Source organism: Bacillus arachidis (genome assembly GCF_030285945.1).
GTDB classification, from domain to species: Bacteria; Bacillota; Bacilli; order Bacillales; family Bacillaceae_G; genus Bacillus_A; species Bacillus_A arachidis.
On record NZ_CP127376.1, the window covers coordinates 4,822,424 to 4,848,740 of the forward strand.

Consider the following 26,317-nt stretch of genomic DNA (forward strand, 5'->3'; position numbering starts at 1 on the left):
AAAAGTAGCTAACAGCTGAGATGTTAGCTACTTTTCTTTTTACAGATCCGGAATTTGCCAATCAATCCCCTTTTCGCCCATGCTAGATAAAAAGTTATTTACTTTTGAGAACGGCTTACTACCAAAGAAACCTCTTCTTGCTGATAAAGGACTTGGATGTACAGATTCAATAATATGATGATTTGAGCTTGTAATCAGTTTTTTCTTCGCTTGTGCATGTCGTCCCCATAATATAAAAATCACCGGTTTTTCACGTTCATTTAAAAGTTCAATAACACGATCTGTGAAATGCTCCCATCCTTTTCCTTTATGTGAGTTCGCTTCTCCTTGTCTGACAGTTAACACTGCGTTAAGTAACAACACACCTTGCTCTGCCCATTTCACTAAATAACCGTTATTCGGAATATCGCAACCAAGGTCTGCATGCAATTCTTTGTACATATTTTGCAATGATGGCGGTGTTCTTACACCTGGTTGTACAGAAAAGCTTAACCCATGCGCCTGATTTGGTCCATGATATGGATCTTGTCCTAAAATGACAACCTTCGTATCCGCATAACTTGTATAGTGCAATGCATTAAAAATATCATTAGTATTCGGATATATTACATGGGTACTATACTCTTCTTTTAGAAACTGTCTTAGTTTTTGATAATATGGTTTCTCAAATTCTGGTGCAAGTAACGACTCCCAATCATTCTTTAAAATATGTTCCATCTCTTCACTTCCTATTCACTTAATTGATCATATCTTGCTTCGTAAATACAACAAATGAAATAATCAGAGAAGCTACAGCCCAAACCGTTAAATTCATTAATGAAAAGCTCATCGATAGACCTTGCAATGCTGGTAACTTCCCTGATAAGTAATCTGTCAGTGATAAATTCACGCTAAAAATGTACTTTGCGCCTTCCCAAGACGTTGCAAATGAATTTAAGATACCACCTGCAATTAATGCTGCCAGCATGACCCCCATACCAGCTGGTGTATTACGAATTAATACAGAAACCATAAAAGATATTGTTCCCACAACAATTGCAACGAACCACGCTAATCCATATGCCATTAAAATATACTGCCACTGCGGAATAAGATGGACAAAATTTGTATTCAATGTTTCTTTATCAATACCAAATCCTGTCAAGATCGGTAAACTCCACCCGGCATATCCGAAAACAATACCTGATAATGCATAAGAAAAAATCCCCACCAAGAGCAATATAAGCGAGATAAATAATAACATCGTCACATATTTACTGAGAAGGATTTTAAAGCGTCGGATCGGACGCGTTAGAAGCATTTTCATTGTTCCTTCACTTCGTTCTCCCGATACAATGTCAATTGCAACAATCATTACAAGCAGCGGAATAAACAATGTAATTCCTTGTTCAATGAATGCCCGTACAAACGTTGGTGCTCCTGGTGCGGTCGGATTAATATCATGATCTAGATAATATTGTTGCTGCTCTACCCTTACCTTCAGCCAATCCCGCCATTCTTCTGGTAATCTAGAATTATTTAAACGATTTTGCGAATCAACAATTTGCTGCTGAAGTGCTACTTTCCAATCACTCGTACCAAGGCGCTTTTGCGTTGTCTGCACTTCACGGTACTGTGCATAAACAAACAAAGGAATTAAGATCGCCAATATAAGCACGACAACAAAAATACGTTTCTTTCGATAAATTTTTTCTGATTCATTTAAAACAAGGTTCGCAAATTCACGCATGTTGCTCACTCCTTGTGAGTTCAATAAATAAATCTTCTAGTGTAAATACAAGCTCCTTCACGCTATGTACATCTATTCCGCTTTCTACAAAGCGTTTATTCCAAACACTAATTGTTGCAATATCCATTCGGCATAATAAACGATCGTTATCTACACTAATTTCACTTACTTCCTTTGCTCCCTCTAATATGCTCTTCGCCTTTGAAATCGGAGTGACAATCCATTCCACACGATCGCTCGCAGTTTTAATCAACTCTTCAATAGGTGCAACTGTAATCACTTTTCCTTTATGAATAATAGCAACACGATCACATATCATTTGTACCTCACTTAGTAAGTGGCTCGAAATGAAAACACTCATATTTTCTTCTTTCACAAGCGTATGTATAAACTCTCTCAGTTCTCTTATACCAGCTGGATCTAGGCCATTCGTCGGTTCATCTAATATGAGGAGTCTCGGATTTCCAAGAAGGGCCTGAGCGATTCCAAGGCGTTGCTTCATACCAAGAGAATACGTTTTCACTTTATCGTGAATACGTTCGTCTAAATGAACCATCTTCGCAATTTCTAAAATACGTTTATCCGATATACCACCCAGCATACGTGCAAATTGCTTTAAATTTTCCCATCCAGTTAAGTATGTATAAAGTTCTGGATTTTCAACGATACTCCCAATTTGTCGCATTGCTTCTCGAAAATTCTCTTTAATATTATACCCACCAATAGTAATCGTACCTTCAGTCGCTTTAATAAGACCAACTAACATCCGAATTGTTGTTGTTTTCCCTGCCCCATTTGGACCTAAAAATCCAAACACTTCTCCTTGGTTCACATCAAACGATATGTTCTCTACAAGAGTCTTTTTCCCAATTACCTTTTTTACATCCCGCACGGAAAGTATTATCGTCATTTCGCCTCTCCTCCATCTAACTGCAGCTTATTTACAACATTTTGTAGTAAACGAGTTGCCATGTATGAGTATCCTGTTTCGTTTGGATGGAAATGATCTGAGTATAATAATTCTTTCCCTCGGTTTTGAAACAGATCAAACGTTGGCGTTATATATACATTTTTATTATCTATTGCTAATTTCTCTAAAGATGCATTCCAATCTACAACAATGGATGAAGAACCTTTTAAATCCTCTACATCCTCAAAAGGATTGTATAAACCGAGCCAGAAAATCGGGCTATCTGAATTTAGTTTTCGAATTTCGGCTAAAATTTGCTTCGCCTGATTTTGAAACGTTTGCGTATCAGGACGGTATGTCTCTATGTCTATCTTCTCAAGTGATTCCCAGCCTGGAAATAAATCATTTCCTCCAATAGTTAAAACAATTAAATCTGCCTGTTTAATGGAATACTGAGCACCGCTGCTTTCTATTTGTTTCAACAAATCCGGCATTTTTGCGCCACTAACAGCTAAATTCGTTAACGCAACTTTTTGTTTGTAATCCTTCTGCAAACTTTCTTTCACTCGGCCCACATAGCCAATTCCTTCTTTATCTCCAACGCCGCGTGTTAAAGAATCGCCTAAACTGACAACTTGTAATGTTCCAGGATGTTTTTTCCCCTCTACTTGTTTTTGCTCTGTCTTCATAGTTAAATTTGAAGCTTTCGGATTTAATACATCATTAACCCCCGAAATAAAGCCATATGCAAATAAACAAAAAGATGCAATTGTAATGAGTAAAATTCCTTTTACTAATTTGGATCTCATGTCAAAACCCCTTTTAGCCTCGTAGATTGTCCATATTATACCAAACGCCCATTTGAAAAGCGATTTTCATCTCTTCTACATATATCCCTATTGATTTTCCGACATATAATTTGTGGCCATGAAAACAAAAGGAGATCTGCACTCATTTTCTCTTTTTGTTTTCACTTGGCATGGGCTAAAAAAAAGCACTGACCACTTCTATGCATGATCGTATACTCTCTTCTTCCTAAAAAATTTCATGTCGTTTTTATTCTGTATCCATGTATATTATGTGGTTTCACGAAGAGTTAATTGCGGCAAAAGTTCAATGTTCTTCACATCTATTTTTTCATCCTCTATCTTCTCATATAACATTTCAAAAGCTTTCGTACCAACTGCTTTACTTGAGTGCGCAATTGTTGTAATTCCTAATATATCAGCCACCTCTTGATCATCGCATCCAATAATCGAAAGATCTTCAGGAATATGAATTCCATATTTTTTCGCTTCCGTTACCATCCCTGCTGCGATTGGATTACAAGAAACGAGAAATGCAGTTGGTTTCACAGACATGTCGATCCACGCTCTTATCACTTCACGGCCATCCTCTACTGTAAAACGCTCTGAAAACTCCCATTCCTCTCGAGGTTTCATAGAAATCTTCTGTAATGCTTCACAATATGCTTGCTTTCGCTTTTGACTGTTTACACTATTACTTCTGCCAATACAATATCCAATACGAGTATGTCCATTTCCTATTACGTATTTCATTCCTTGTGAAAACACCTTATATTGATCGATGTGTACACTAGAAATAGACTGTGATTCTATTTCTTCGCAAGTCACAATCGGCCCAAACTTTGTATATTCTTCTATCGTTTTACAATCATTCATTCTCGAACATATAATTACACCATCAAGTTTCTTCATTTTTAACATATGTAAAGTTTCCAGTTCTTTTTTGGCACTATAGTTCGTCTGGCAGAGCATCATATTATAATTTTTTTTAGCCGTTTCTTTAGAAATCCCCTCAATAATTGCACTGTAATATTGATCATTTACATGCGGCAAAATAACCCCTATCACATTCGTCTTTCCTTTTACTAAATGAATCGCATTTACATTTTGAGTGTAATTTAGCTCTTCAATGATTGCTAAAATTTCCTGCCTCTTTTTATCACTTACATACGGATGATTATTTAATACGCGTGAAACCGTTGATACTGACACACCAGCAATTTCAGCAATCTTTTTTATATTTGTCATCTTATTTTCTTCCCCTTCTCTCATTATCAATAAATCTTATTTAAAAATTTTCTATTGACCTGGTAAGCTTTCCACAATATATCCTTTCTTAGCAAACACGTTTAGAAAGGATTTGGAACATATGATACGCTTTAAACTAGACTATATATTTTTTATTGGTGGCTTACTCATTCTTTCTCTCGGAATCAATATGATGACAACCATCACTTCTTTTGGCCTTAGTCCTTATGATTCATTCTTTATTGCACTATATCAAAACTTCGGAATAAGTATTGGCTTTTGGATTTTTATGATTAACTTTGCTTTTACACTTATTGTGCTCTTTCTAAATAAAAAACATATTACAATTGGAACAATTGTTACTATGGTTCTTATTTCTGTTTTTGTTGATTGGATTGGTTCTATTACTTTCATTATGGATTCAATTCGCTCTCTTCCAAAATATATAACACTTATATGCGGAAATCTATTTGTTGGCGCTGGAATTGGGATTTATGTATCGACACAGCTTTGTGCTGCACCACAGGAAGCATTCGTCTTAACCATGTCTGAAAAGAAAAAGTGGACATTTCGCAGAACAGAAATTTCATTAGCCTTAGTATTTTTGACACTCAGTTTCTTGTTAGATGGACCTATTTACTTTGGAACAATTATTCTTTCCTTTACAACAGGCTGGATTATTCAAGCGTTTATTCAAATTGGAACAAAAATTCTCCATATACAAAAAGCCTATTGAGCGAATAACGCTACAATAGGCTTTTTTCATCTATTTCACTGAAAGACCGCTCCTTGAATATAATCAAAGACAACTCTCTCATCATTTGGTAACACAACGGGCTGAATTTTCTCCGTATCAAGAGCAATATTAGGATCTTTCAAACCGTTACCTGTTAATATGGCTACAATTTGACTTTCCTTTGCAATTTCCCCGCTTTTTACTTGTTTATAAATACCGGCAAGAGAAGCGCATGAAGCAGGCTCAGCAAAGATTCCTTCATATTTCGCTAAACATTTATATGCTTCAAGAATTTCTGCATCTGTTACTTCATCAATTTTACCTTGAGAATGTTCCGCAGCGAGTGCGGCTTGCTTCCAACTTGCTGGATTTCCAATTCGAATCGCTGTTGCGATTGTTTCTGGCTCTTCAATCTTATGCCCACGCACAATCGCTGCTGCTCCTTCCGCTTCAAAACCGTGCATCTTTGGCAAACCCGTACCTAGTCTTTCATGATACTCTTTGAAACCTTTCCAATACGCTGTAATATTGCCTGCATTACCGACTGGAATTGCTAGAATATCCGGCGCTTTTCCAAGAACATCACAAATCTCAAACGCGGCTGTTTTTTGCCCTTCAATTCGATATGGGTTAACAGAATTCACAAGTGTAATTGGCGATGAACCACTAAGCTTACGTACAATTTGCAAAGCATGATCGAAATTCCCATCAATGCTTATAATTTCTGCTCCGTACATGACGGCTTGCGCTAACTTTCCGTATGCAATCTTACCATTTGGAATGATAACAATGCAGGATAGCCCAGCCCTAGCTGCATATGCTGCTGCAGATGCAGACGTATTACCTGTAGAAGCACAAATGATCGCTCCGCTTCCCGCCTCTTTTGCCTTTGCTACCGCCATTACCATGCCGCGATCTTTAAAAGATCCGGTCGGATTTGCTCCTTCTATTTTCCCGTAAATTGTTACACCCCACCGCTTGGAAAGGTTTTCTAGTAAAACAAGTGGTGTATTGCCTTCATGCAACGTTAAGGATGGTGTCTTTTCCGTAATAGGTAAAAACTCCTTATACTCAGCAAGCAGACCTTTCCACATTACTTAGCATCTCCTTCGATTCGATAGTTTGCTTTCACACAATCTACTTCTTCGTATGACCTAAGTGTATGTAAGATATATTCATAGTCTGCAAGTGATGCACGGTGCGTTACAATAACAATCTCAGCTTTCCCCTTCTCTCCAAGTGGCATTTGAATAATTTTTTCAAAGCTAACACCTCGTTCAGAGAATAGGGATGTAATTTTTGCAAACACACCAATTTCATCTTTTACATGTAGACGTAAAAACTTTTTCACAAAAATTTCATCAAACGCCTTTAATACCTTCTCGTACTGCGGAGAAACTGCGCTATTTCCAGTTACACCAAGGCGTACATTTTGCATTACTGCAACTAGGTCGGAAACAACCGCTGTCGCTGTCGGTAAACTTCCTGCGCCAGGTCCATAAAACATTGTTTCTCCTACCGCTTCACCATACACATATACTGCGTTATATTCATTTTGAACAGCTGCAAGAGGGTGTGTATTAGGAAGTAATGTTGGCTCAACCGTTACCTCTAACTTTTCACCATCACGCTTCGCGAGTCCGATTAATTTAATTGTATATCCTAGGCTTTTACTATATGCAATATCTTCCGCCGTAATAGAAGTAATCCCTTTCACCTTTACATCTCCAAGCTCTACATTTGTAGAAAAACCAAGAGTAGCTAAAATCGTCATTTTCCTTGCTGCATCTAAACCTTCTACGTCTGATGTTGGATCTGCCTCTGCAAATCCAAGCTGTTGCGCTTCTTTTAACACGTCGTCATATGCTCTCCCTTCGTCAGACATTTTTGTCAGAATAAAGTTTGTTGTTCCGTTCACGATTCCCATCACTTTCGTAATAAGATCCGAGGAAAGCCCTTCTACAATGCTACGCAGAATTGGAATCCCTCCAGCTACGCTTGCCTCGTAAAATAAATCTGCTTGATTTGCCTTTGCTACTGTCAAAAGTTCAGCCCCATGCAATGCCATTAAATCTTTATTAGCAGTAACAACATGTTTACCATTTTTTAGGGCTTGTAAAATATATGCTTTCGCTTCCTCGATGCCGCCCATCACTTCAATGACAACATCAATATCAGGATTATCTATAATTTCATTTGCATTTTTCGTTAATAGGGTAGAGGGTACTTGGACCTCTCTCTCTTTTTCAATATTTTGTACTAATACTTTTGTTATTTTCACTGGGCAACCTACTTGGTGTATAAGACGATCTTGATGATCCGTAATAATACGAACCACACCGCTGCCAACTGTTCCAAGGCCTAATAAACCCACTTGAATTTCATTCATAATACTGTCCACCCCTCTAAAAAATTGTATTTAGATGCCATTATATAAGTTAAAATTCTGAAAAACAATGTATTTTGAACATTTAGAAAAATATAAAATGATTCCTACTAGGAAAGCGTTGCCACGTGTTATATAATGATCATCTCATAAAATATAAGGGGTTTCCTGATACACATAATAATTTAACCAATTTGAAAATAATAAGTTTCCATGACTCCGCCATCTTATGAGTGGCTTTTCAGATGGATTATTATGTTTAAAATAGTTTTTCGGAATCTTAATATCTAACCCCCTTTGTTTATCGCGTTCATATTCTTTTTTTAAGGTATCGCAGCTATATTCGCTATGACCAAGAACAAAAATATGCTTTCCATCTTGCCCCATAACAAGGTGGACACCTGCTTCTTCTGATGTTGCTAGTAACGTCAACTCTCGTACTTTTTCAATATCAGATGCGCGTACTTCCGTATGACGTGAATGTGGTGCAAAGAAGATCTCATCGAATCCTTGTAACAATTTCACGTGCTGCTTTTGCACTTCATGTTCAAATACACCAAACATCTTTTCTTCAAGCGGATATTTCGGAATTCCATAGTGATAATACAGGCCTGCTTGTGCGCCCCAACAAATATGCAATGTAGATGTTACATTTGTTTTTGAATATTCCATAATACGCCCAAGTTCTTCCCAATAATCTACATCTTCAAAAGAAAGTGTTTCAACTGGAGCTCCTGTAATAATGAGACCATCAAACTTTTCTCCCTCAATATCACGAAATGTTTTATAAAAACTTGTTAAATGATCTTGCGCTACATTACGAGATATATGAGACTCCATATGGAGCAAATGCAGATCTAATTGAAGTGGTGTATTACCAAGTAACCTGAGCAATTGCGCTTCTGTTTCCTGCTTTGTTGGCATTAGGTTTAAAATTGCAATTTTTAAAGCACGTATATCTTGCGTTTCAGCTCGTTCTTTTGTCATCACAAAAATATTTTCTTTTTGCAATACTTTACGAGCCGGTAAATCCTTATCAACAATGATCGGCATGTGCTTTGCCTCCAACTAACGCTTCCTCTAAATCCGCAATAATATCAGAAACATCTTCTATACCGACTGATAAGCGAATTAAATCAGATGTAACACCTGCTAAACGCTGTTCTTCTTCAGTTAACTGTCTGTGCGTTGTACTAGCAGGATGAATCACACATGTTCTTGCATCTGCTATGTGCGTCACAAGCGTTGCCAGTTTCACATTTGCAATGAACTCTTTCGCAGATTCTAATCCTCCTTTAATGCCGAATGTTAAAACGCCACTCGCTCCTTTTGCTAAGTACTTTTGTACTAGCTGATAATTCTCATTACTTTCTAAACCCGGATAATTTACCCATTCAATACGTTCATGGCTAGCAAGCCACTTCGCAACTGCAAGAGCACTTTCACTATGACGCTCCATTCGTAAATGCAAAGTTTCTAAACCGATGTTGCTAATATACGCATTGAATGGGCTCATACAGTTTCCATAGTCTCTTAATAATTGAACACGAGCTTTCACAATATATGCTGCCTTCCCAAATTTCTGCACATAACTTACACCATGATAACTTGGATCCGGTTCGACAAACTCAGGGTATTTTCCATTTGCCCAATCAAAGTTTCCTCCGTCAATGACAATCCCGCCTAATGAGCTTGCGTGACCATCAATATATTTTGTTGTAGAATGCACTACAATATTTGCTCCATGTTCAAACGCTTGGCATAAATACGGTGTTGCTAATGTGTTATCAACAATAAATGGTACTTCTAACTGTTTCGCAGCAGCTGAAAACTCTTTAAAATCCAGAACATTCATCGCTGGATTCCCCAGTGACTCTGCATAAATAAGCTTTGTTTTATGATTGGCAAGTGCCACAATTTCATCAGAAGATAAGCTTGGATTAAAGAATGTAACCTCAATCCCTAATTTACGTAGACTTACCCCAAATAAGTTAAATGTTCCCCCATAAACGGTTGAAGAACAAAGTAAATGGTCACCACTGCTACAAATATTTAGAACAGCAAGCATAATAGCTGCTTGACCAGAAGCTGTTGCAACAGCTCCAACACCACCTTCTAACTCTGTTAATTTTTGTTCAAATGCTGCTAGTGTCGGATTCCCAATACGCGTATAAATATAGCCTTCTGCTTCTAAATTAAAGAGTGCCGCTAAATCATCGGACGTATCGTATTTGTACGTCGTACTTTGATAGAGCGGTAAAACACGCGGTTCACCGTTCTCCGGTGTATAGCCACCTTGCACACAAATGGTTCCTTTTCCCCATGATTCTCCCATCTCTCATTCTCCTTTCTTTTATAGAAAATAAAAAAACTGCTTCTTTCCCTAACAAGAAAGAAGCAGTTTAAAAACACGCTCTAAAGTCTCTTTCTTATCTCTCAGGGCTTATTACCTGCAGGATTTGGCACAATTCCGCTATGCGGCTGTTGCCAAGGTTTCATAGGGCCTGTCCCTCCACCTTTTCTTGATAAGACTATGTAATTACCGTTGATTTTATAGCAATAATTTCCTGATGTCAATTATTTTTCTGAATATTTCTAAAAGATTGTATTGCTACTTTAATTGTTCATTCTCAAAATTTAAATTTAAGAAATTGAAGAAAATACTTCTATTTAAAGAAAAATAATACCTTTTAAAAACTCTACTCACTATGTAAAATTATAGAGCTATATTTAATCGTAACAAGCAACATAATATTTTTAACCATGTTACACTTTATATACAGGTCATCAAGATATTTACAAAAATATGATTACATTTACGAATGTTTCAGAACCCCATAAAATAATACTGCTGATTTTTGTAATATATTTTGAATAAGTAATTCTCTTAAAAAGATAATATGCATATTCAATTCATTACTTAATTATCTTCGTATCAGAATCTCTAACTTTTCATAATAACGTATAAATAGAGGAGGCATAACAATTGACTATTAGGAGAAATCTGCACTATTTACTCATCGTGTACGGTATGTTTCTAGGTGCTATCGTTGGTGCTACAGTCTGGTTATTTTTAGTTGTCACAAATGCTGGAATTCAGTTTATTTGGGGATATTTACCTAAGGAATTGGGATTACCACCTTATTACACACTTTGTGTAACAATAATCGGCGGTGTTCTTGTTGGACTGTCACAGAAGTACTTCGGCACATACCCACGTTTAATGCCAGAAGTAATGGGTGAATATAAGAAGACAGGTAGAATTGAGTACCAATTTGTACATAAAGCTACGTTAACAGCCATTATTGTTTTAGTATTTGGCGCAAGCTTAGGACCAGAAGCAGCACTTGTTGGGATTATAGGTGGACTTTGTACATGGGTTGGTGATCGCTTTAAATTTACTTTAAAAGGAATGCACGAACTAACGGAAATTGGGATTGGCGCTGCCTTAAGTGTTATTTTTAATGCACCGCTATTCGGTTATTTAGCTCCAAGCGAGCATGAGGATACACAACTTGCTGAAACTTTTAAAGAGAAAAAGACTATTGTATATCTCGCTACTACTTTTGCTGGTTTTTCTGTATATTTATTGCTTAGTCAGTTTGATAATCGAGGATCTTTTATTGTTAATTTTGGAGAAGGATCTTTTACACTCCGCGAATGGGTGGCCTTTCTTCCCCTTATTTGTATAGGTGCCGGTGCAGGCTATTTTTATTTCAAAATAGAACATATATTAGAAAAAATAGTACATCCTTTTCAAAAGTATAAACTAACATTAGCGATTATAGGCGGTATTCTTCTAGGAATTGCAGGCACTTTACTTCCGTATACACTGTTTTCAGGAGAACACCAATTAAAAGAATTAGTAACTGAATGGGCAGAGTTATCATTTTGGATCCTGTTTCTTTCAGGAATTTTAAAATTATGTATAACGGCAGTTTGTTTAAATACAGGTTGGCGTGGTGGACATATTTTTCCGATTATATTTGCTGGTGCAAGTATTGGATATGCTGTAGCTACTGTCATACCGTTAGATCCAGTTGCTTCTGTAGCTATTATAACGACAGCCATTTCAAGCTATGCAATACGAAAGCCAATCGCTATTACATTATTATTACTTATGTTCTTCCCAATTAATTTATTGTTACCAATGATTGGAGCTGCAATGATTGGTAATGTTTTTCCACTTCCTAACCATAGTGAGAAGAAACAGGAAGCTGGTGCAAATATCGAATAGTAAAATGAACAAATAAAAGGCAGTACCATCACAATAAAAGTGTTGGTACTGCCTTTTGAGTAAAGAATGTTTACTTTTACAAATAAAATTGCCACTACAAATGGACTATTACAAAATAATATTTAAGACCTCAAAAAAACTAACATTTTAAAATCCCATACAGCTCATCAAAAGTTTGAATTTCATAAGTTGGAACTATCCCGCTATCGTTTAACTTCTTTTCAGGATTAAACCAACATGTGTCTAATCCAGCTAGCTGCCCACCCTTAATATCTGCACTTAAAGAATCCCCGATAATTAATCCTTTCTCTACAGAAAAATTAGAAATTCGTGCAAAAACATAATCGAAGTATTCCTTCATTGGTTTTTGGTAACCAGTATCTTCTGAAACAAAAATACCCTTAAAGAATGAATGTAATCCTGAATTGCGTAGGCGCTTGTCTTGCGTTTTGGAAACACCGTTTGTAACAATATATAAATCGTATTCGCTTTGGAAACCTTGTATTAATTCAAAAGCCCCATGAATGAGCTGATTCCCTTCTTCTAAATAACTACGATAATTCTTTTCAAACAATGATCCATCGACTTCTTGGCCATATTCCCTGAATAAAATTGAAAATCGCGTATTCACTACCTCATCTCTGGCTATTTTCCCTTCTTCAAAGGATTCCCACAGATCTTGGTTTATTTTTTTATAATGTGCCTCAATTTCATTAGTTAAAGGGATTTTTTGTTCCTCAAAAAGCAAATGTAATGCTTTTCTTTCAGCTGCTTTAAAATCTAATAATGTATCGTCGACATCAAATAGTAATGTTTGATATTTCTTCATGTTGCTTCTCTTCCTTTCTTCTATAAAAACACGCTGTTTCTTTTGTCATTAAATAAATCGTATCACTTCCGCTTGTAAAAAGAATAGGAGATATCTCATACTAAATGAGAGGTGAAAAAATGAAAATCAAAAAAGATTCAGATGAGATTCATAATTATGTAAAGCAATTCAATTTTCAAACATTCTTTTCGTTTGACATTTTGCCGTATATAGAAATTCATTCGTTTCAAAAGAAAGAAACCATTTGTAATGAAGGAGAGGAGTTTCCCTATCTCTATTACTTAATTTCCGGAAAAGTAAAAATATATATGAGCCATCAGAATGGAAGGATTTCCTTAATTAATTTTGTAAAAGCGCCATCAATCATGGGAGAATTAGGATTAATTGGAGTAGAGACGTTAACAAAAGGGATCGAAGCCATGGAACCATGTATCTGTTTAGCTCTTCCCTTGAAAAATTGTCGCCATCTCTTATTACAAGACGCCCATTTTTTACAGCAGTTGTGCAAATTCATTGGAGAAAAAACAATTACTCGAACTGAACAATATGCAAAAAGTCATAACTACGCTTTAGAAAACCGATTAGCGGCGTTCATTCTGTTAACCGAGCAAAATAATTGTTACCTTGAAAAGCATACAGAAGCCTCTGAATACTTAAACGTTAGTTATCGCCATCTTTTATTTGTATTAAAGCAGTTTTGTCAGCAAAATTGGTTAAAAAAAGAAGGGAGAATGTATTTCATACAGGACAAAGAGCAATTACAAAAGTTAGCAGATGAACTCATTCGGCAATAACAGAACAAAGCCCCGTAAGTTCTTCTGCTAGACTATTTATTAAAAAACAAAAAAGCAGCACCAACACCATAAAGGTACTGATACTGCATATTGAGCGACGATTATTGTATTAATTAGAATGTGCTTGCTACTTTAACAGCTTTCTCAAGGCCTTCTGCAATAATCTCTTCCGCTTTATCTGGGAATTGGTTATGACCTTCAACAATAACTGTCTCCATATCTTTTGCACCGAAGAATCCCATCATGCTTGCTACATATTTAACAGCCATTTCTACTTCTGCTGCTGGTCCTTCAGAATATACACCACCGCGTGCGTTTAATAGCGCAATTTTCTTATCTCCAATAAGGCCTACTGGTCCTTCTGGTGTATATTTAAATGTTTTACCAGCACGGTTTAAGTAATCGATATATGTGTGCAGTACAGCTGGAATTGTTAAGTTCCATAACGGGAAACCAAATACTACTTTATCAGCTGCAAGGAATTGATCTAAATATTTATCAGCAACAGCCACTGCTTTTGCTTCTTCTGCTGTTAAATCAAATCCTCTACTTGTTTTAAATGTACCGTTAATCATATCTACTCCTACATATGGTAATTCTTCATTGTATAAATCAAGTTCTACCACTGTATCATTTGGATGTGCTTCTTTATAACTTGCTAAAAACGCTTCATATAATTTTACGCTAACTGCTTGGTCTGCTGGACGGTTGTTAGCTTTTACAAACAAAACTGTTGTCATGCCTTTTTTTCCTCCTATTGCTTACTCTTACGTTGTTTATTATCTACTCGCTAAAAAGGGATAATCCCTTGTAATTATTGTTGTTTACAAATACATTTTATCCTCTCATCCTAACAATTTCTTCCTCACATAGACGTATCTTTTCATAAAAAAAGTCCGCCTCCTAAAGGCGAACTAAGTCCTACGACTTTTGTCTTATACGATCCCACTTTTCACTGCATATAAAGCTGCTTGTGTACGATCAGATAAATTTAATTTGCCTAAAATACTACTTACATGAGCTTTTACTGTTTTTTCTGTAATCACTAACACGGATGCAATTTCCTTATTACTCATCCCTTTTGCCAAGAGCTGCAACACTTCATTCTCCCTTGCTGTTAGTACATCTACATGAATATTTGATGACTCCTGTTTCTCTTCTTGCGGCAAAGTTTGAGACAGAAGCGCGCTTGCTATATCAGGGTGAAGCTGAATATTTCCTTTATATGCGCTACGAATCGCTTCGACAAGTTGATCAGGCTCAACATCTTTTAGAATATATCCGCTTGCCCCAGCTTTTAAAGCCGGCAAAACATGCGCTTGATCAGAAAAACTAGTTAATACGAGCACTTTCACATTTGGATATTCCTTTTTGATGCATGCTGTCGCTTCAATCCCATCCATCTCTGGCATATACAGGTCCATCAAAACTATATCTGGCCGCACTTCTTGAACCTTCACCAAAGCTTCTTTCCCATTATTCGCCTCTCCAACCAATTCAAGATCTTCTTGTGTGCTTAAAAAAAAGGCTAATCCTTTTAAAACAACTGTATGATCGTCAACTAATAATACTCTTATCTTCACAAGTTTCCCTCATTTTCACATCGCATTATAATGGTACGATAACTTTTATACTTGTTCGCTTTTTCTCACTTACAATCGTAATCCATCCGCCAATTAACTCTGCGCGTTCACGCATTGTTGTCATACCGAGCGATTTCTTCTCTTTTATATCTTTTTCTATAAAACCGAGGCCATAATCAACTACCTCTAAGGACACTTCTTTCTCTGTTACTTTCAAATAAATTGTCGCCTCTGTTACCCCCGCATGTTTACTCACATTATTTAAAGCCTCTTGTCCAATTCGCCATAATGTTTCTTCCACTACACGTGGTAACTCACGCACACCTTTAACTTGCTCACGAATGTTCAGCTCTAAGTTCTCTCCATATTGCTTTAAAGCGGGTAGCAACCCTTTTTCTAATCCTGCTGGACGAAGTTGCCAAATAAGTGCTCGCATTTCTTTTAAAGCACCTTGTGCTAATTCCCTTATCTCATGAAGGGATTGATCTACCGTTTCATTTTGTCCCTTTAAAACAGCTTCTGTCCCCTTCGTCATAAACGTTAATGAAAATAACTTTTGTGAAACTGAATCATGCAGATCCCGTGCCAAACGGTTTCGTTCTTCCATCCGAGCAAGTTCACGTCGCTGTTCATTTAACCGTAAATTTTCAATCATTAATGAAATATGATTCGTTAACGCTTGCACGATATCTACGGTATTCTCATCAAATCCTCCATGCTTCGAACTCACGCATAAAACACCAAACACTTGATTTCGAATTTGTATTAGAGCAACAATGATAGAGCCATTAGACCGTCTTTTCAACAAAACAGGCTGATTTTTTTCTATCGCTTCTTTTGCAGTACTCTCTAACTCCCTATCTCTTTCCGTTACATATTTCTTATAACAAGCCCGCATAGATAAGTTCTTTTCTTCCTTTATAAAAAACGCAACTTTCTCCCACTGAAATACATCCTCCACTTGTTTTACAACTTCTTCTGGTAATGTATTTAACTTATGGATTTTTCTTAGCTCTTGAATGAAACGTTCTAATTTCACATAATAATGAGCACGTCTTTTTTCACTTTCATATAATTTTGTCCGTTTTAAAGCTGTTCCAATTTGCAAAGCAACCGATTGCAGCAGCATAAGTTCTTCTTCAGAAAAATGTGTTTTTCCTGGGCTTGCTACATTTAGCACACCGAATTCTTCACCGCCAGCTTTTAGGGGAACTGTTGCATGATGAAGAATTCCTTCTGTATCGCCCCAATTATGTTCAATTGCATTATTAATTCTCTTACATTCAATAATATTAACTGCTCGCTCTAATTTCCCTTCTACAAAGCGACGCAGACACCAGCATTCTCCTTCACACATCGGTCGTTTATTTTGAAACGCGAGCGCTGCTGGTAAATGGTAATCAATTAATTTCGTATATCTACCATTTTCATCGGCCAGAAAAATCCATCCTGTTGTTAATCCTGTTACATGCAATAATTTTTCTAATACCGCTTGCAACATGTGATATGTATCATTAGATGTATTTAACGTTTCTGCAATTTCTTTTAATATAGCTAATTCGCTTATACGATTCCCTTGAAACATAAATTGTCTCCTACATACGATATTTTCATTTCTTATTGTAACAAATTCATTATCTTTTCAACCAAGCTAACCACTTTTTCACTTTGTACTTATTCATAACATTGATATAATGGATAAAAATGTAGTTTTCATTATATCACCTAAGGGGGCTTTCTCAATGACATTAAACAAAGCACTTACAATCGCTGGTTCTGACACAAGCGGTGGCGCTGGCATACAAGCAGATTTAAAAACGTTCCAAGAACTTGGTGTATACGGAATGACATCTCTTACAACAATTGTAACGATGGACCCACATAACGGTTGGGCACATAACGTGTTCCCTATCCCTGCTTCTACACTAAAACCACAATTAGAAACAACAATTGAAGGCGTTGGTGTTGATGCTTTAAAAACTGGTATGCTTGGGTCTGTTGAAATCATTGAAATGGTTGCTGAAACAATTGAAAAGCATAATCTACAAAATGTAGTAGTAGATCCAGTGATGGTTTGCAAAGGGGCAGATGAAGCATTGCATCCTGAAACAAATGACTGCTTACGCGATGTACTTGTTCCAAAAGCATTAGTTGTGACACCAAATTTATTTGAAGCATATCAACTAAGTGGTGTGAAAATTAATTCCCTTGAGGACATGAAAGAAGCCGCAAAAAAAATCCATGCTTTAGGTGCAAAATATGTACTAATTAAAGGTGGTAGCAAACTAGGTACGGAAACTGCAATCGATGTATTATATGATGGGGAAACATTCGATCTTTTAGAATCAGAGAAAGTTAATACAACAAATACACACGGTGCAGGTTGTACATACTCTGCAGCAATTACGGCAGAACTTGCAAAAGGTAAATCTGTAAAAGATGCTGTAATAATCGCAAAAGAATTCATCACAGCAGCGATTCGTCACTCTTTCAAATTAAACGAATACATCGGGCCAACACATCATGGTGCATATCGTAAATTTACAACTGGAAAAGAACTTGTATAAGAAATAAAAAAACAGGCTATCTATAGATAGCCCGTTTTTTTATGATGCTAAACTTAGCTTATTTCTAACATTTCCATACTATTAAAAACTACAAACTTAAAATCTTGTTGTTCCACGTGAAACAACAACAAAGTAAAAAAAGAGCGACGAATCGCTCTTTTTTTTCAGCAACACCTTGATATTTTTCCACCTTTCGCATTGAATCTAGCTTCTTGCGCCTCTGCAAAAAACTGTTTTCGACATAGAATCGTTTCTTCTGGATGGTGCTGTTTCATATGAGTAACGTACGTTTCATAACTTGGTACTCCAACAAGCAAACTAATAAATTGCTTTCTTGTTCTCCACACCTTCCCCAATTTTTTAAGCATAATTTCTCGACTCACTTTCATCTCTTGGAATATAGGGTGCTTCTTTTAATGGTGTTGCTTTATTTTGCAGCACCTTAATCCATATACGAATAGCTGAAATAAGGACCGCTATTACAACTAACATGAAAATTCCACAAAGTGCAGCATCGATATAATCATTGAAAATAATTTGCTTCATTTGTCCCACATTTTTGGCCGCTGCTAGTATTTTCCCTTCATCTAGGGCATTTTGAAATACTTTTGCATGGGATAAAAATCCAATTTTCGGGTTATCATGGAATAATTTTTGGTAGCCGGCTGTCATCGTCACAATCAGCAGGCCGACAGTTGGAATAAGTGTAACCCAAACATACGCCTTTTTCCCCATTTTGAACAATATCGTTGTTCCGAGTAATAACGCAATACCCGCTAACATTTGATTCGCAATTCCAAAGAGTGGCCATAGTGTATTAATCCCACCGAGTGGATCAACTACACCTTGGTATAAGAAATACCCCCACCCTAACACGCATAGCGTTGTTGCAATAACATTAGCTAGTGTAGAATCCGTTTTCGCAAATGGTTTATATATGTGTCCTAAAATATCTTGAATCATAAATCGTCCTACACGTGTACCAGCATCAATTGTAGTTAGAATAAATAGTGCTTCAAATAAAATAGCAAAATGATACCAAAACGCCATCATCGCAGTTCCACCGATTACTTGTGAGAAGATGTAGGCCATTCCAATTGCTAATGTTGGTGCTCCTCCTGTGCGAGATAAAATTGTTTGTTCACCAACATTTACAGCCAGGTCCTTTAACTCGTTTGGTGTAATCGCAAATCCCCAAGAAGAAATAACTTGAGCTGCTTGCGATACATCTGTCCCGATAAGAGCTGCTGGACTGTTAATTGCAAAGTATGTTCCTGGTGTTAATACACAAGCTGCAATCATTGCCATCGCTGCAACGAACGATTCCATTAACATCGCTCCGTAGCCAATTGGCTGAGCATGACCTTCTCTTTCAATCATTTTCGGAGTAGTACCAGAGGAAACTAAAGCATGGAATCCTGATACTGCCCCGCAAGCAATTGTAATAAATAAAAACGGAAATAGGTTCCCAGAAAACACAGGACCTGTTCCATCAATAAACTTAGACACAGCCGGCATTTGTAGGTTTGGCGCTACGATTAAAATACCAATTGCTAGCCCAACAATCGTACCGATCTTTAAAAATGTACTTAAATAATCACGTGGAGCAAGAAGCATCCACACTGGTAATGCCGACGCAATAAAACCGTATACAATAAGCATAATTGCAATTGTTTCACCACTAAAAGTAAACATGCTTGCAAGGGTAGGATTCTCAGCTACATACTGTCCTCCCACAAGAGCTAAAAGGAGTAAAATAATACCGATAACCGATCCTTCTCCAATGCGTCCTGGGCGAATGTAACGCATATAAACACCCATTAAAATAGCGATTGGAATTGTCGCTGCGATCGTAAACATTCCCCAAGGACTACCAACAAGCGCTTTCACAACTACTAGAGCTAAGACTGCTAATAAAATGATCATGATACCTAAAATACCAATCATCGCAATCAATCCTGTTACAGGACCGATCTCATCTTTAATCATTTCACCTAATGATTTTCCATTACGTCTCATTGAAGCAAATAAAATAACAAAATCTTGTACTGCCCCAGCAATTACAACCCCAACAATAATCCAAATTGTTCCTGGCAGATATCCCATCTGAGCTGCTAAAATAGGTCCTACTAGTGGACCCGCTCCAGCAATTGCCGCAAAGTGATGTCCAAATAATACCCATTTATTTGTTGGAACATAATCCTTTCCATCATTTAGCGTCTCAGCAGGTGTTCGCCGATTATTATCTAATTCAAATACTTTCCTAGCAATAAATCTACTATAGAAACGATAAGCAACAGCATATACAGAAACAGCTGCCACTAATAGCCATACAGCATTAATCGTTTCACCTTGTGATAAGGCAATTATACCAAATCCGGTTGCTCCTAAAGCTGCGATTACACCCCAAAGTAAAATTGACTTAAGCGCCTTCACATACAATCCCCCCTATACTACTTCTTAGTGGAAATTGTACTAAATTTTCTGAATATTTAATTTAAATCCTCCTTATTATGAAGGATTCTTATGTTAACATGTTGAAATTCACTTACAACTTGTCATAGTTCAATTTTATTTCGCAATCGTTTTACATAGTTTCGACTAACGGGAATTGCCTGCTCATCATACCTTTCCAAATAAAGATTATAGGTTCCATTATAATAAGGCTTTAGTTCTTGAACATACATAACATTTATTAAATAACTTTTATGAACACGCAAAAAATCATATGCTGTTAATTTATTTTCTAGTTCTTGAAGTGTATACGTTGAAATATACTGATTATTTGTTGTATAAATCGAAACTGTTTTATTCTCCTTATTCTTACTTACATATATAATATCCTCTGGAAAAATATATGTAATTCCCTCATGACTTTCAATCGGAAGTTTGCGCAAATGGCTTTTTATTTTCTTTCCCTTTTCTTGCTCTATTCTATGCAAAAGAAACTGTAAATCTTCCTCACGAAAAGGTCTTATTAAGTAATAAAATGCTTGGAATCGAAAAGCTGTTATCGCCTCTTCTATATCCCTACCTACAAAAATAAATTTTGCACTACAACTTAGCTGTTGTAATAAGCTAGAGAATTCAAATCCTGTGCCATCTTTTAACTTTGTATCTAAAAAAACGAAATCAGGAGTATGTTTTTTTGCTATCTGTAAAGATTCCATTCCTGTTCCTGCTTCAAAGCATTCTACATTTCTCATATTTTCTGTAAATGTCTCAATTAATTGATTTCTACACTCCGAATCTTCCATAATAAGTAAAATCCTCATCTGCCCAACCACCTAATTGTTTTGTCCATAAGTCTTGTTGTATACATTCGCTTTAGTAAGAAATAATCCCTTTTTCTAGCTATATTTTCTATTTAATATGCTACTCTTTTTCTCAATAATAATAAAAGAAGGAAGTCATTTGGACTTCCTTCCTTTATTATACTAATTCTTGTTGCTTTGTTTCCTGTCCAAGCACAACCACTGCAAGCACCCCTATTAAAATGGAGCTGCAAAAGATTGTAAAGATTAAAGAAAGAGAAGCTTGCGAGGCAACAAGGTAACCTACTAATAACGGACCGAGAATACCGCCAATACGACCAAATGCGGCAGCCATACCTGCCCCAGTACCGCGAATTACTGTCGGATACTGCTCAGGTGTATATGCATATAACGCTCCCCATGCTCCTAAATTAAAGAAGGACAATAGCATTCCTGCCACCAGCAATATCGTAAGCGATTCAGCTACTCCAAAGACGTAAGCACTACATGCTGTACCAATTAAATACGTAACTAATACAAACTTACGGCCAAGTCGTTCAATAAACCATGCAGCAGTAAAATATCCTGGTAGCTGCGCTAATGTCATAATTAATACGTACTGGAAACTTTTTATTAAACTAAATCCTTTTAATACCATTACACTTGGTAACCAAAGAAACATGCCATAATAAGAAAAGACAACACAGAACCATAAGATCCATAGCATAATTGTTGCTTTTCGATATTCTCCAGACCAAACTGCTTTTATATTTGTAATAACAGATTGTTGTTTCTCGACTCTCTCAAACCTTGGTGAATCTGGTAAATTCCATCGTAAATATAGTGCATAAAAAGCTGGAACTGCACTTAATACCATCGCTACTTGCCAGCCATACTTAGGAATTACAAAATAAGAAATAAGAGCTGCAATTAACCAGCCACCAGCCCAAAAACTTTCTAATAACACAACAATTTTCCCACGCTCATGCGCCTCGACGCTTTCAGATACAAGTGTCGAAGCAACCGGTAACTCTCCGCCAAGTCCCATGCCGATTAAAAAACGCAATATAAGAAACATGGCTAATGTTGTTGTTAATGCTGTTAAGCCACTACAGATAGAAAATAATAATAATGTCATAATAAAAACGGACTTACGCCCCATCTTATCTGCTAATATTCCAAATACAAGCGCTCCAACTGCCATTCCGATAGAATTTACACTTCCAATCCATCCCATTTCTTGGCTACTTAATCCCCATTCTTTTTGCAATGCAACGATGACAAATGAAAGCATGCCGACATCCATTGCATCAAATAGCCAACCAAGACCCGCTATTCCAAGAAGCTTGCGCTTTGAAATTTCTTTTATATCCCCCACTAAAAATCCTCCTTACACAGGTGTCTTTACACATCATTTTACACATGTGTATTGTATAAGTAAAATACTTTTATTTCTACACTTACTGTAAAGTTTTATTTTAAAATTCCCATAAGACGATGGCTTTATTAGTGAGAAATACTGTATAAAGTGGAAGTTGCTCGTCCAGAATGTGAGGGTGATGGAGCTTCTGACGTAGAGGTGTTTTTTTACCTCGCAGGAAGAAGCGAAGCCACCGAACATTCTAGCCACTGGAACTGGACAATGCTTTCGCTCAATTTTGAGGTGAGAGTATTACTACCCGCAAATAGCGGGATAAATTTTTACAAACAAAAAAGCAGCGATATTTCGCTACTTTTTCGAACGCATTACTTCTTTTAGAAATTCAGCTAATACAAGCTGACGACGCCAACGCGTCGGATTGCTACATAGCCGGTAAAACCATTCGAGATGAATGGCCTGAATCCATTTTGGCGCACGTTTTACTTCCCCTGCCCAAACGTCTAAACTGCCACCTACACCAACAGCTACCTTTGCTTGCAAACGATGCTTATTATTTTGAATAAAATTTTCTTGTCTTGGGAATCCGAGTGCTACAAGTAAAATATCAGGCTTTGCTTCTTGAATACGAGAAATAATATCTTCTTCCTCTTCTTGTTTAAAGTATCCATCTTGAGTCCCCACAATAGATACAGCTGAATATGTTTGTGTTAAATGATCAGCAGCACCTTTCACAACATGTGGTTTTGCCCCAAGTAAGAAAACCGATACAGGTTTATTTTCTTTCGACAACGCTTCAAATAAATCACTCATTAAATCAAAACCTGCTACTCGCTCTTTTAATGGTGTTCCTAGCATACCACTTGCTTTTACAACACCGATACCATCTGGTGTAATTAAATCTGTTTTCAAAAGTGTTTGATAAAAACTTGGGTCTTTTTTCGCACACATTACGATTTCCGGATTTGCTGTTACAACTTGGAATGTATGAGTTCGTTCCGCCTCTAACTGCTTCATGATATATTGAATTGTCTCTTCCATTGTCATCGTAGAAAAAGGGACACCTAAAATATCAACTGTTTGCACTGCCATAATGATAATCCTCTCTATTTCAATAAAAGTTTTTTATATGCTTTATGAGTATCTTCATATAGATTTCGTAATGAGAAACGCGAAGAAGCATGCTCATACAAGCGTTCACCCATCGATGCTAATTCACCATTCTCCCATTTCTTATATCCTTCCTCTAGTGCACTTACTAATGCATGTGTGTCACCAGTCGGTACAATCCATCCATATGTAGGATTAACAATCAACTGTTCCATATCACCAACATTTGTTGCAATAGACGTTAAACGCTGATTTGCGGCTTCTAATAGTACAAGTGGGAAACTTTCACTATAAGAAGTTAATAAATTTATATGAGCGGATGCATATAATTCTTTTACATCCGAACGATGTCCTAAAAATAGTACTTTATCTTCTAAATTTTTCTTCCTTACTACCTCTTTCAACTCTGCTTCAATTGGACCATCGCCAACTAACAACACTTTTATATTTGGGATCGTTATTTTTTGCAAGGCATCAAATAAAATATTATGTCCCTTTACAGGGTGAAGACGAGCCACTTGAATAGCTATAAATGACTCTTCTTGTATACCAAATTTATCTTTCAAATTATAAGGTTTCGCTGGGATACCATCATACTCAATCCCGTTATAAACAGTACAAATTTTATCTTCTGGCACCCCGAGTGCTACAGTATTTTTCTTAAAACGTTCTGTAATCGCAAAAAACAAATCCACTTTCTTATAAGAATGTAAATTTAATTTTGTAAAAACCCAACCTTTTAATCCACGCTTCATAAAATCAAGGGTTGGATCACTATGAACCGTTGTAACCCATTTTGCACGTATTTTCCTTTTTAGAAGAGATAGATAAAAGTTTGCGCGTGCACCATGTGTATGTACAATATCAAAGTATCCTTCATTAATAAACGTACGTATTTTGGAAAGAATCGATATGTCATAACGAGATGATTGGGAAAAAACATGGACCTTAATTCCGAGCTCTCTTGCTTCTCTAGCGATCGCACCTTCTTCAAATACAGCTAGTTCAACTTCATCTTTTGGAAATTGTGACAAAAGTGAAATAATGTGAGTTTTCCCGCCACCTTCTTCTGCTCCAGCATTCATATGCAACACTTTCATCTCTTTCCTCCTCCATCTTTATGTTCTCTTATCGTTTACTATAGCAAAAAATAAAAGCTAACGTGGCGCTAGCTTTTATTTTTCTATCATTCAATTTCTAAATCCACAATTAAATATGCAAAAATTACAGCAAAATAAATACTTACTCCAGGAGCAGTTAATACATGACCTGCTATAAACGCAATACTTAAACCTAATGCTAGCGAGGTTGCTAATAATCCGTATTTTACTGTAAATACCTCTCTAAACCTAGTTATTAGTATGAGGAGAATCTTTATACCAAAGTATAAAAATGGAATTAAAAGCAAAGCAAAACCGATAATTCCAAATGCATAGAACCAATCATGGAAATCTCTTTCAATTAGCTTCGGTTCCCCTTTGAAATTCCCAGAATACCCCATGCCCAATAATTTTTGAGATGTTGGAGCTTCTGCATAGTAGTCTTTATACACTTTCTCAAACAGCTCACGTCCGCTGAAAATAAGCGCTTGTGTTTCCTCTTGTTTCTTTACTTCTTTTTCCTCTTGTGTCACAGGAGGTTTATGTTGTGGTTTATCTTCTTTCTTTTCCTCTGCCTCTTTCATCTCTTGTTTATTCTCAAGAAATTGGAAATGAAATCCTATATTTTTGAGGAATGGAGAAAACGGTGTATACGCCACTACTCCAGCAAAAACAACCGTTGCAATGATACCATTCAGTAAATATGCTTTCTTTTTTCTATCTTTACGCTGTAAAAATGCTTGAACATAACACATAAACACAGCAACAATCATTGTACCAACAATGGCTCCAAATCCTACCTTTGTACCAATAGCAAATAATGAAAAAATCATTAAAAGAGAAGGAATCCAAAAATAACTCTTTGCTATACTTGTTGTTTTTTCAATTGAATATAGAAAAACAATTGGACATATCACTGCTAAAATGGAACCTAATTCATTTCCTGCATAGAACCAACCACGTGAACCGGTTTTTATAGACGTGTAACTATTATAATCCGTTCCTGTCGCAATCGAAATAACCATGATGGCATTTATAATTAATGTTGAATATACGATATAATTACGCATTTTTGAATATGTATTTACTTTATTTTTTAATGATTTAAATACAAAGATGTAACAAGTCAGCATAATGATTGGGTATAAAGATTTTGCTATAAATTTAATTTCTTCTCCCAACATGATAGGACTTTTAACGAATTTATTATTTACAAAACCTGCCGCACAAACAATCCCGACTACTATTAAATATATGATATATTTACGATTTCCTTTTTCTTTTGCTTGCAGCAAAATATAGATTCCACCAAGAGCCATTACAAATAAACGCGTAATAACTCCAATTGTTGTATCAATTTTTAAAACCATAATACAGAATGATGTGAGTAAGTCTAAAATCGGCTGTAACATAATGAAAATCAATAAAAAGTTTTCAAATTTATTACTTAAACTATTATTTTTTACCATCTCAAACCCCCATAAATAACTATCATTACCTTATCTCACTTTATACAATTTACAATGAAACTCTAACTCATCTCAAATATTCATTATAACATAATTTTTGAGTTAAGCTCTTTCAATTTATATAGAGAAAAGATAACAAATCCCCTTCTTATATGTCAGATATTTCGTATCTTCAAACGCT

24 protein-coding genes and 1 riboswitch are annotated in these 26,317 nt (G+C 36.3%); of the genes, 4 read left to right on the top strand and 20 right to left on the bottom strand.

Going from position 1 to position 26,317, the window contains the following annotated elements; genetic code table 11:
* Nucleotides 1–39: 39 nt before the first annotated feature.
* From QRY57_RS26495 to QRY57_RS26515, 5 genes are all read right to left on the bottom strand, one after another.
* Nucleotides 40–717 carry a uracil-DNA glycosylase gene (locus QRY57_RS26495; RefSeq protein ID WP_286016527.1) on the bottom strand — a complete coding sequence of 226 codons (678 nt, stop codon included), beginning with the start codon at nucleotides 715–717 and terminating at the stop codon, nucleotides 40–42.
* Between the two features lie 19 nt (nucleotides 718–736).
* Complete coding sequence (locus tag QRY57_RS26500) at nucleotides 737–1,729, bottom strand: DUF2705 family protein (RefSeq protein ID WP_090692705.1); 993 nt, start codon at nucleotides 1,727–1,729, stop codon at nucleotides 737–739.
* Complete coding sequence (locus tag QRY57_RS26505; protein ID WP_026592092.1) at nucleotides 1,722–2,639, bottom strand: ABC transporter ATP-binding protein; 918 nt, start codon at nucleotides 2,637–2,639, stop codon at nucleotides 1,722–1,724. Before QRY57_RS26505 ends, QRY57_RS26500 begins: the two co-directional genes overlap by 8 nt.
* Nucleotides 2,636–3,448, bottom strand: coding sequence for an SGNH/GDSL hydrolase family protein (locus tag QRY57_RS26510; RefSeq protein ID WP_208016653.1), 813 nt, complete (start codon nucleotides 3,446–3,448; stop codon nucleotides 2,636–2,638). Before QRY57_RS26510 ends, QRY57_RS26505 begins: the two co-directional genes overlap by 4 nt.
* A gap of 267 nt (nucleotides 3,449–3,715) precedes the next feature.
* Nucleotides 3,716–4,693 (bottom strand): LacI family DNA-binding transcriptional regulator, encoded by a 978-nt coding sequence (locus tag QRY57_RS26515; RefSeq protein WP_286016528.1) that lies wholly within the window; start codon nucleotides 4,691–4,693, stop codon nucleotides 3,716–3,718.
* 121 nt (nucleotides 4,694–4,814) lie between these two features.
* On the opposite strand from QRY57_RS26515, the gene QRY57_RS26520 reads away from it, so the two are divergent.
* Entirely contained in the window at nucleotides 4,815–5,429 is a 615-nt protein-coding gene (locus QRY57_RS26520) for a YczE/YyaS/YitT family protein (RefSeq protein ID WP_090692718.1), read from the top strand.
* 35 nt (nucleotides 5,430–5,464) lie between these two features.
* Here the strand turns inward: QRY57_RS26520 and thrC are convergent, their stop codons facing one another.
* The 4 genes from thrC to QRY57_RS26540 form a co-directional block, all read right to left on the bottom strand.
* On the bottom strand, nucleotides 5,465–6,523 hold the full coding sequence (gene thrC / locus QRY57_RS26525) for a threonine synthase (protein ID WP_286016529.1): 1,059 nt from the start codon (nucleotides 6,521–6,523) through the stop codon (nucleotides 5,465–5,467).
* A complete protein-coding gene (locus QRY57_RS26530) occupies nucleotides 6,523–7,818 on the bottom strand; it encodes a homoserine dehydrogenase (RefSeq protein ID WP_286016530.1) in 1,296 nt (431 codons plus the stop codon). Before QRY57_RS26530 ends, thrC begins: the two co-directional genes overlap by 1 nt.
* A 144-nt stretch (nucleotides 7,819–7,962) precedes the next feature.
* Nucleotides 7,963–8,868 (bottom strand): homoserine O-acetyltransferase MetA, encoded by a 906-nt coding sequence (metA, locus tag QRY57_RS26535; RefSeq protein WP_286016531.1) that lies wholly within the window; start codon nucleotides 8,866–8,868, stop codon nucleotides 7,963–7,965.
* Nucleotides 8,852–10,150, bottom strand: coding sequence for a bifunctional O-acetylhomoserine aminocarboxypropyltransferase/cysteine synthase (locus QRY57_RS26540; protein ID WP_286016532.1), 1,299 nt, complete (start codon nucleotides 10,148–10,150; stop codon nucleotides 8,852–8,854). Before QRY57_RS26540 ends, metA begins: the two co-directional genes overlap by 17 nt.
* A gap of 91 nt (nucleotides 10,151–10,241) precedes the next feature.
* Nucleotides 10,242–10,347: riboswitch (SAM riboswitch) on the bottom strand.
* 499 nt (nucleotides 10,348–10,846) lie between these two features.
* On the opposite strand from QRY57_RS26540, the gene QRY57_RS26545 reads away from it, so the two are divergent.
* Nucleotides 10,847–12,052: a chloride channel protein gene (locus QRY57_RS26545; protein WP_432804099.1), complete on the top strand. Its 1,206-nt coding sequence runs from the start codon at nucleotides 10,847–10,849 to the stop codon at nucleotides 12,050–12,052.
* Nucleotides 12,053–12,191: 139 nt separating this feature from the next.
* On the opposite strand, the gene QRY57_RS26550 is transcribed toward QRY57_RS26545, so the two are convergent.
* Nucleotides 12,192–12,881 (bottom strand): YjjG family noncanonical pyrimidine nucleotidase, encoded by a 690-nt coding sequence (locus QRY57_RS26550; protein ID WP_286016534.1) that lies wholly within the window; start codon nucleotides 12,879–12,881, stop codon nucleotides 12,192–12,194.
* Between the two features lie 119 nt (nucleotides 12,882–13,000).
* Between QRY57_RS26550 and yeiL the strand changes: the two genes are divergently transcribed.
* Nucleotides 13,001–13,675 carry a transcriptional regulator YeiL gene (gene yeiL / locus QRY57_RS26555; protein WP_286016535.1) on the top strand — a complete coding sequence of 225 codons (675 nt, stop codon included), beginning with the start codon at nucleotides 13,001–13,003 and terminating at the stop codon, nucleotides 13,673–13,675.
* A 113-nt stretch (nucleotides 13,676–13,788) separates the two neighbouring features.
* Here yeiL and QRY57_RS26560 read toward each other — a convergent pair whose 3' ends face one another.
* The 3 genes from QRY57_RS26560 to QRY57_RS26570 all read right to left on the bottom strand — a co-directional run bounded on the left by QRY57_RS26560 (nucleotide 13,789) and on the right by QRY57_RS26570 (nucleotide 16,843).
* Nucleotides 13,789–14,415 (bottom strand): FMN-dependent NADH-azoreductase, encoded by a 627-nt coding sequence (locus tag QRY57_RS26560; RefSeq protein WP_026592103.1) that lies wholly within the window; start codon nucleotides 14,413–14,415, stop codon nucleotides 13,789–13,791.
* Nucleotides 14,416–14,610: 195 nt separating this feature from the next.
* Nucleotides 14,611–15,258 carry a response regulator gene (locus QRY57_RS26565; RefSeq protein WP_026592104.1) on the bottom strand — a complete coding sequence of 216 codons (648 nt, stop codon included), beginning with the start codon at nucleotides 15,256–15,258 and terminating at the stop codon, nucleotides 14,611–14,613.
* A gap of 25 nt (nucleotides 15,259–15,283) precedes the next feature.
* Nucleotides 15,284–16,843: a GAF domain-containing protein gene (locus QRY57_RS26570; RefSeq protein WP_286016536.1), complete on the bottom strand. Its 1,560-nt coding sequence runs from the start codon at nucleotides 16,841–16,843 to the stop codon at nucleotides 15,284–15,286.
* 157 nt (nucleotides 16,844–17,000) lie between these two features.
* Between QRY57_RS26570 and pdxK the strand changes: the two genes are divergently transcribed.
* Nucleotides 17,001–17,825, top strand: coding sequence for a pyridoxine/pyridoxal/pyridoxamine kinase (gene pdxK / locus QRY57_RS26575; protein WP_090692739.1), 825 nt, complete (start codon nucleotides 17,001–17,003; stop codon nucleotides 17,823–17,825).
* A gap of 164 nt (nucleotides 17,826–17,989) precedes the next feature.
* On the opposite strand, the gene QRY57_RS26580 is transcribed toward pdxK, so the two are convergent.
* From QRY57_RS26580 to QRY57_RS26610, 7 genes are all read right to left on the bottom strand, one after another.
* Complete coding sequence (locus QRY57_RS26580) at nucleotides 17,990–18,193, bottom strand: YbdD/YjiX family protein (protein WP_026592107.1); 204 nt, start codon at nucleotides 18,191–18,193, stop codon at nucleotides 17,990–17,992.
* Complete coding sequence (gene cstA / locus QRY57_RS26585; protein ID WP_286016537.1) at nucleotides 18,186–20,261, bottom strand: carbon starvation protein CstA; 2,076 nt, start codon at nucleotides 20,259–20,261, stop codon at nucleotides 18,186–18,188. Before cstA ends, QRY57_RS26580 begins: the two co-directional genes overlap by 8 nt.
* 122 nt (nucleotides 20,262–20,383) lie before the next feature.
* Nucleotides 20,384–21,100, bottom strand: a complete 717-nt coding sequence (locus tag QRY57_RS26590; protein ID WP_098302947.1) for a LytR/AlgR family response regulator transcription factor — start codon at nucleotides 21,098–21,100, stop codon at nucleotides 20,384–20,386.
* A gap of 157 nt (nucleotides 21,101–21,257) precedes the next feature.
* The gene (locus QRY57_RS26595) at nucleotides 21,258–22,457 is read right to left on the bottom strand and encodes an MFS transporter (RefSeq protein WP_286016538.1); all 1,200 of its coding nucleotides are present in this window, start codon (nucleotides 22,455–22,457) and stop codon (nucleotides 21,258–21,260) included.
* Nucleotides 22,458–22,808: 351 nt separating this feature from the next.
* Nucleotides 22,809–23,549 (bottom strand): WecB/TagA/CpsF family glycosyltransferase, encoded by a 741-nt coding sequence (locus tag QRY57_RS26600; RefSeq protein ID WP_286016539.1) that lies wholly within the window; start codon nucleotides 23,547–23,549, stop codon nucleotides 22,809–22,811.
* Nucleotides 23,550–23,563: 14 nt separating this feature from the next.
* Nucleotides 23,564–24,667, bottom strand: a complete 1,104-nt coding sequence (locus QRY57_RS26605) for a glycosyltransferase (protein WP_026592112.1) — start codon at nucleotides 24,665–24,667, stop codon at nucleotides 23,564–23,566.
* 86 nt (nucleotides 24,668–24,753) lie between these two features.
* Nucleotides 24,754–26,136 (bottom strand): O-antigen ligase family protein, encoded by a 1,383-nt coding sequence (locus QRY57_RS26610; RefSeq protein ID WP_286016540.1) that lies wholly within the window; start codon nucleotides 26,134–26,136, stop codon nucleotides 24,754–24,756.
* Nucleotides 26,137–26,317 lie beyond the last annotated feature (181 nt).

What these genes read in the sequence shown, in the direction of transcription:
- QRY57_RS26495 (WP_286016527.1), bottom strand. Translation starts at nt 717, where the DNA reads ATGGAACATATTTTAAAGAATGATTGGGAGTCGTTACTTGCACCAGAA.
- QRY57_RS26515 (WP_286016528.1), bottom strand. Translation starts at nt 4,693, where the DNA reads ATGACAAATATAAAAAAGATTGCTGAAATTGCTGGTGTGTCAGTATCA.
- QRY57_RS26560 (WP_026592103.1), bottom strand. Translation starts at nt 14,415, where the DNA reads ATGACAACAGTTTTGTTTGTAAAAGCTAACAACCGTCCAGCAGACCAA.
- QRY57_RS26520 (WP_090692718.1), top strand. Translation starts at nt 4,815, where the DNA reads ATGATACGCTTTAAACTAGACTATATATTTTTTATTGGTGGCTTACTC.
- QRY57_RS26545 (WP_432804099.1), top strand. Translation starts at nt 10,847, where the DNA reads ATGTTTCTAGGTGCTATCGTTGGTGCTACAGTCTGGTTATTTTTAGTT.
- QRY57_RS26610 (WP_286016540.1), bottom strand. Translation starts at nt 26,136, where the DNA reads ATGGTAAAAAATAATAGTTTAAGTAATAAATTTGAAAACTTTTTATTG.
- yeiL (WP_286016535.1), top strand. Translation starts at nt 13,001, where the DNA reads ATGAAAATCAAAAAAGATTCAGATGAGATTCATAATTATGTAAAGCAA.
- QRY57_RS26510 (WP_208016653.1), bottom strand. Translation starts at nt 3,448, where the DNA reads ATGAGATCCAAATTAGTAAAAGGAATTTTACTCATTACAATTGCATCT.
- pdxK (WP_090692739.1), top strand. Translation starts at nt 17,001, where the DNA reads ATGACATTAAACAAAGCACTTACAATCGCTGGTTCTGACACAAGCGGT.
- QRY57_RS26605 (WP_026592112.1), bottom strand. Translation starts at nt 24,667, where the DNA reads ATGAAAGTGTTGCATATGAATGCTGGAGCAGAAGAAGGTGGCGGGAAA.
- QRY57_RS26530 (WP_286016530.1), bottom strand. Translation starts at nt 7,818, where the DNA reads ATGAATGAAATTCAAGTGGGTTTATTAGGCCTTGGAACAGTTGGCAGC.
- QRY57_RS26540 (WP_286016532.1), bottom strand. Translation starts at nt 10,150, where the DNA reads ATGGGAGAATCATGGGGAAAAGGAACCATTTGTGTGCAAGGTGGCTAT.
- QRY57_RS26600 (WP_286016539.1), bottom strand. Translation starts at nt 23,549, where the DNA reads ATGGCAGTGCAAACAGTTGATATTTTAGGTGTCCCTTTTTCTACGATG.
- QRY57_RS26590 (WP_098302947.1), bottom strand. Translation starts at nt 21,100, where the DNA reads ATGAGGATTTTACTTATTATGGAAGATTCGGAGTGTAGAAATCAATTA.
- QRY57_RS26505 (WP_026592092.1), bottom strand. Translation starts at nt 2,639, where the DNA reads ATGACGATAATACTTTCCGTGCGGGATGTAAAAAAGGTAATTGGGAAA.
- QRY57_RS26550 (WP_286016534.1), bottom strand. Translation starts at nt 12,881, where the DNA reads ATGAAGAAATATCAAACATTACTATTTGATGTCGACGATACATTATTA.
- QRY57_RS26500 (WP_090692705.1), bottom strand. Translation starts at nt 1,729, where the DNA reads ATGCGTGAATTTGCGAACCTTGTTTTAAATGAATCAGAAAAAATTTAT.
- metA (WP_286016531.1), bottom strand. Translation starts at nt 8,868, where the DNA reads ATGCCGATCATTGTTGATAAGGATTTACCGGCTCGTAAAGTATTGCAA.
- thrC (WP_286016529.1), bottom strand. Translation starts at nt 6,523, where the DNA reads ATGTGGAAAGGTCTGCTTGCTGAGTATAAGGAGTTTTTACCTATTACG.
- QRY57_RS26570 (WP_286016536.1), bottom strand. Translation starts at nt 16,843, where the DNA reads ATGTTTCAAGGGAATCGTATAAGCGAATTAGCTATATTAAAAGAAATT.
- QRY57_RS26580 (WP_026592107.1), bottom strand. Translation starts at nt 18,193, where the DNA reads ATGCTTAAAAAATTGGGGAAGGTGTGGAGAACAAGAAAGCAATTTATT.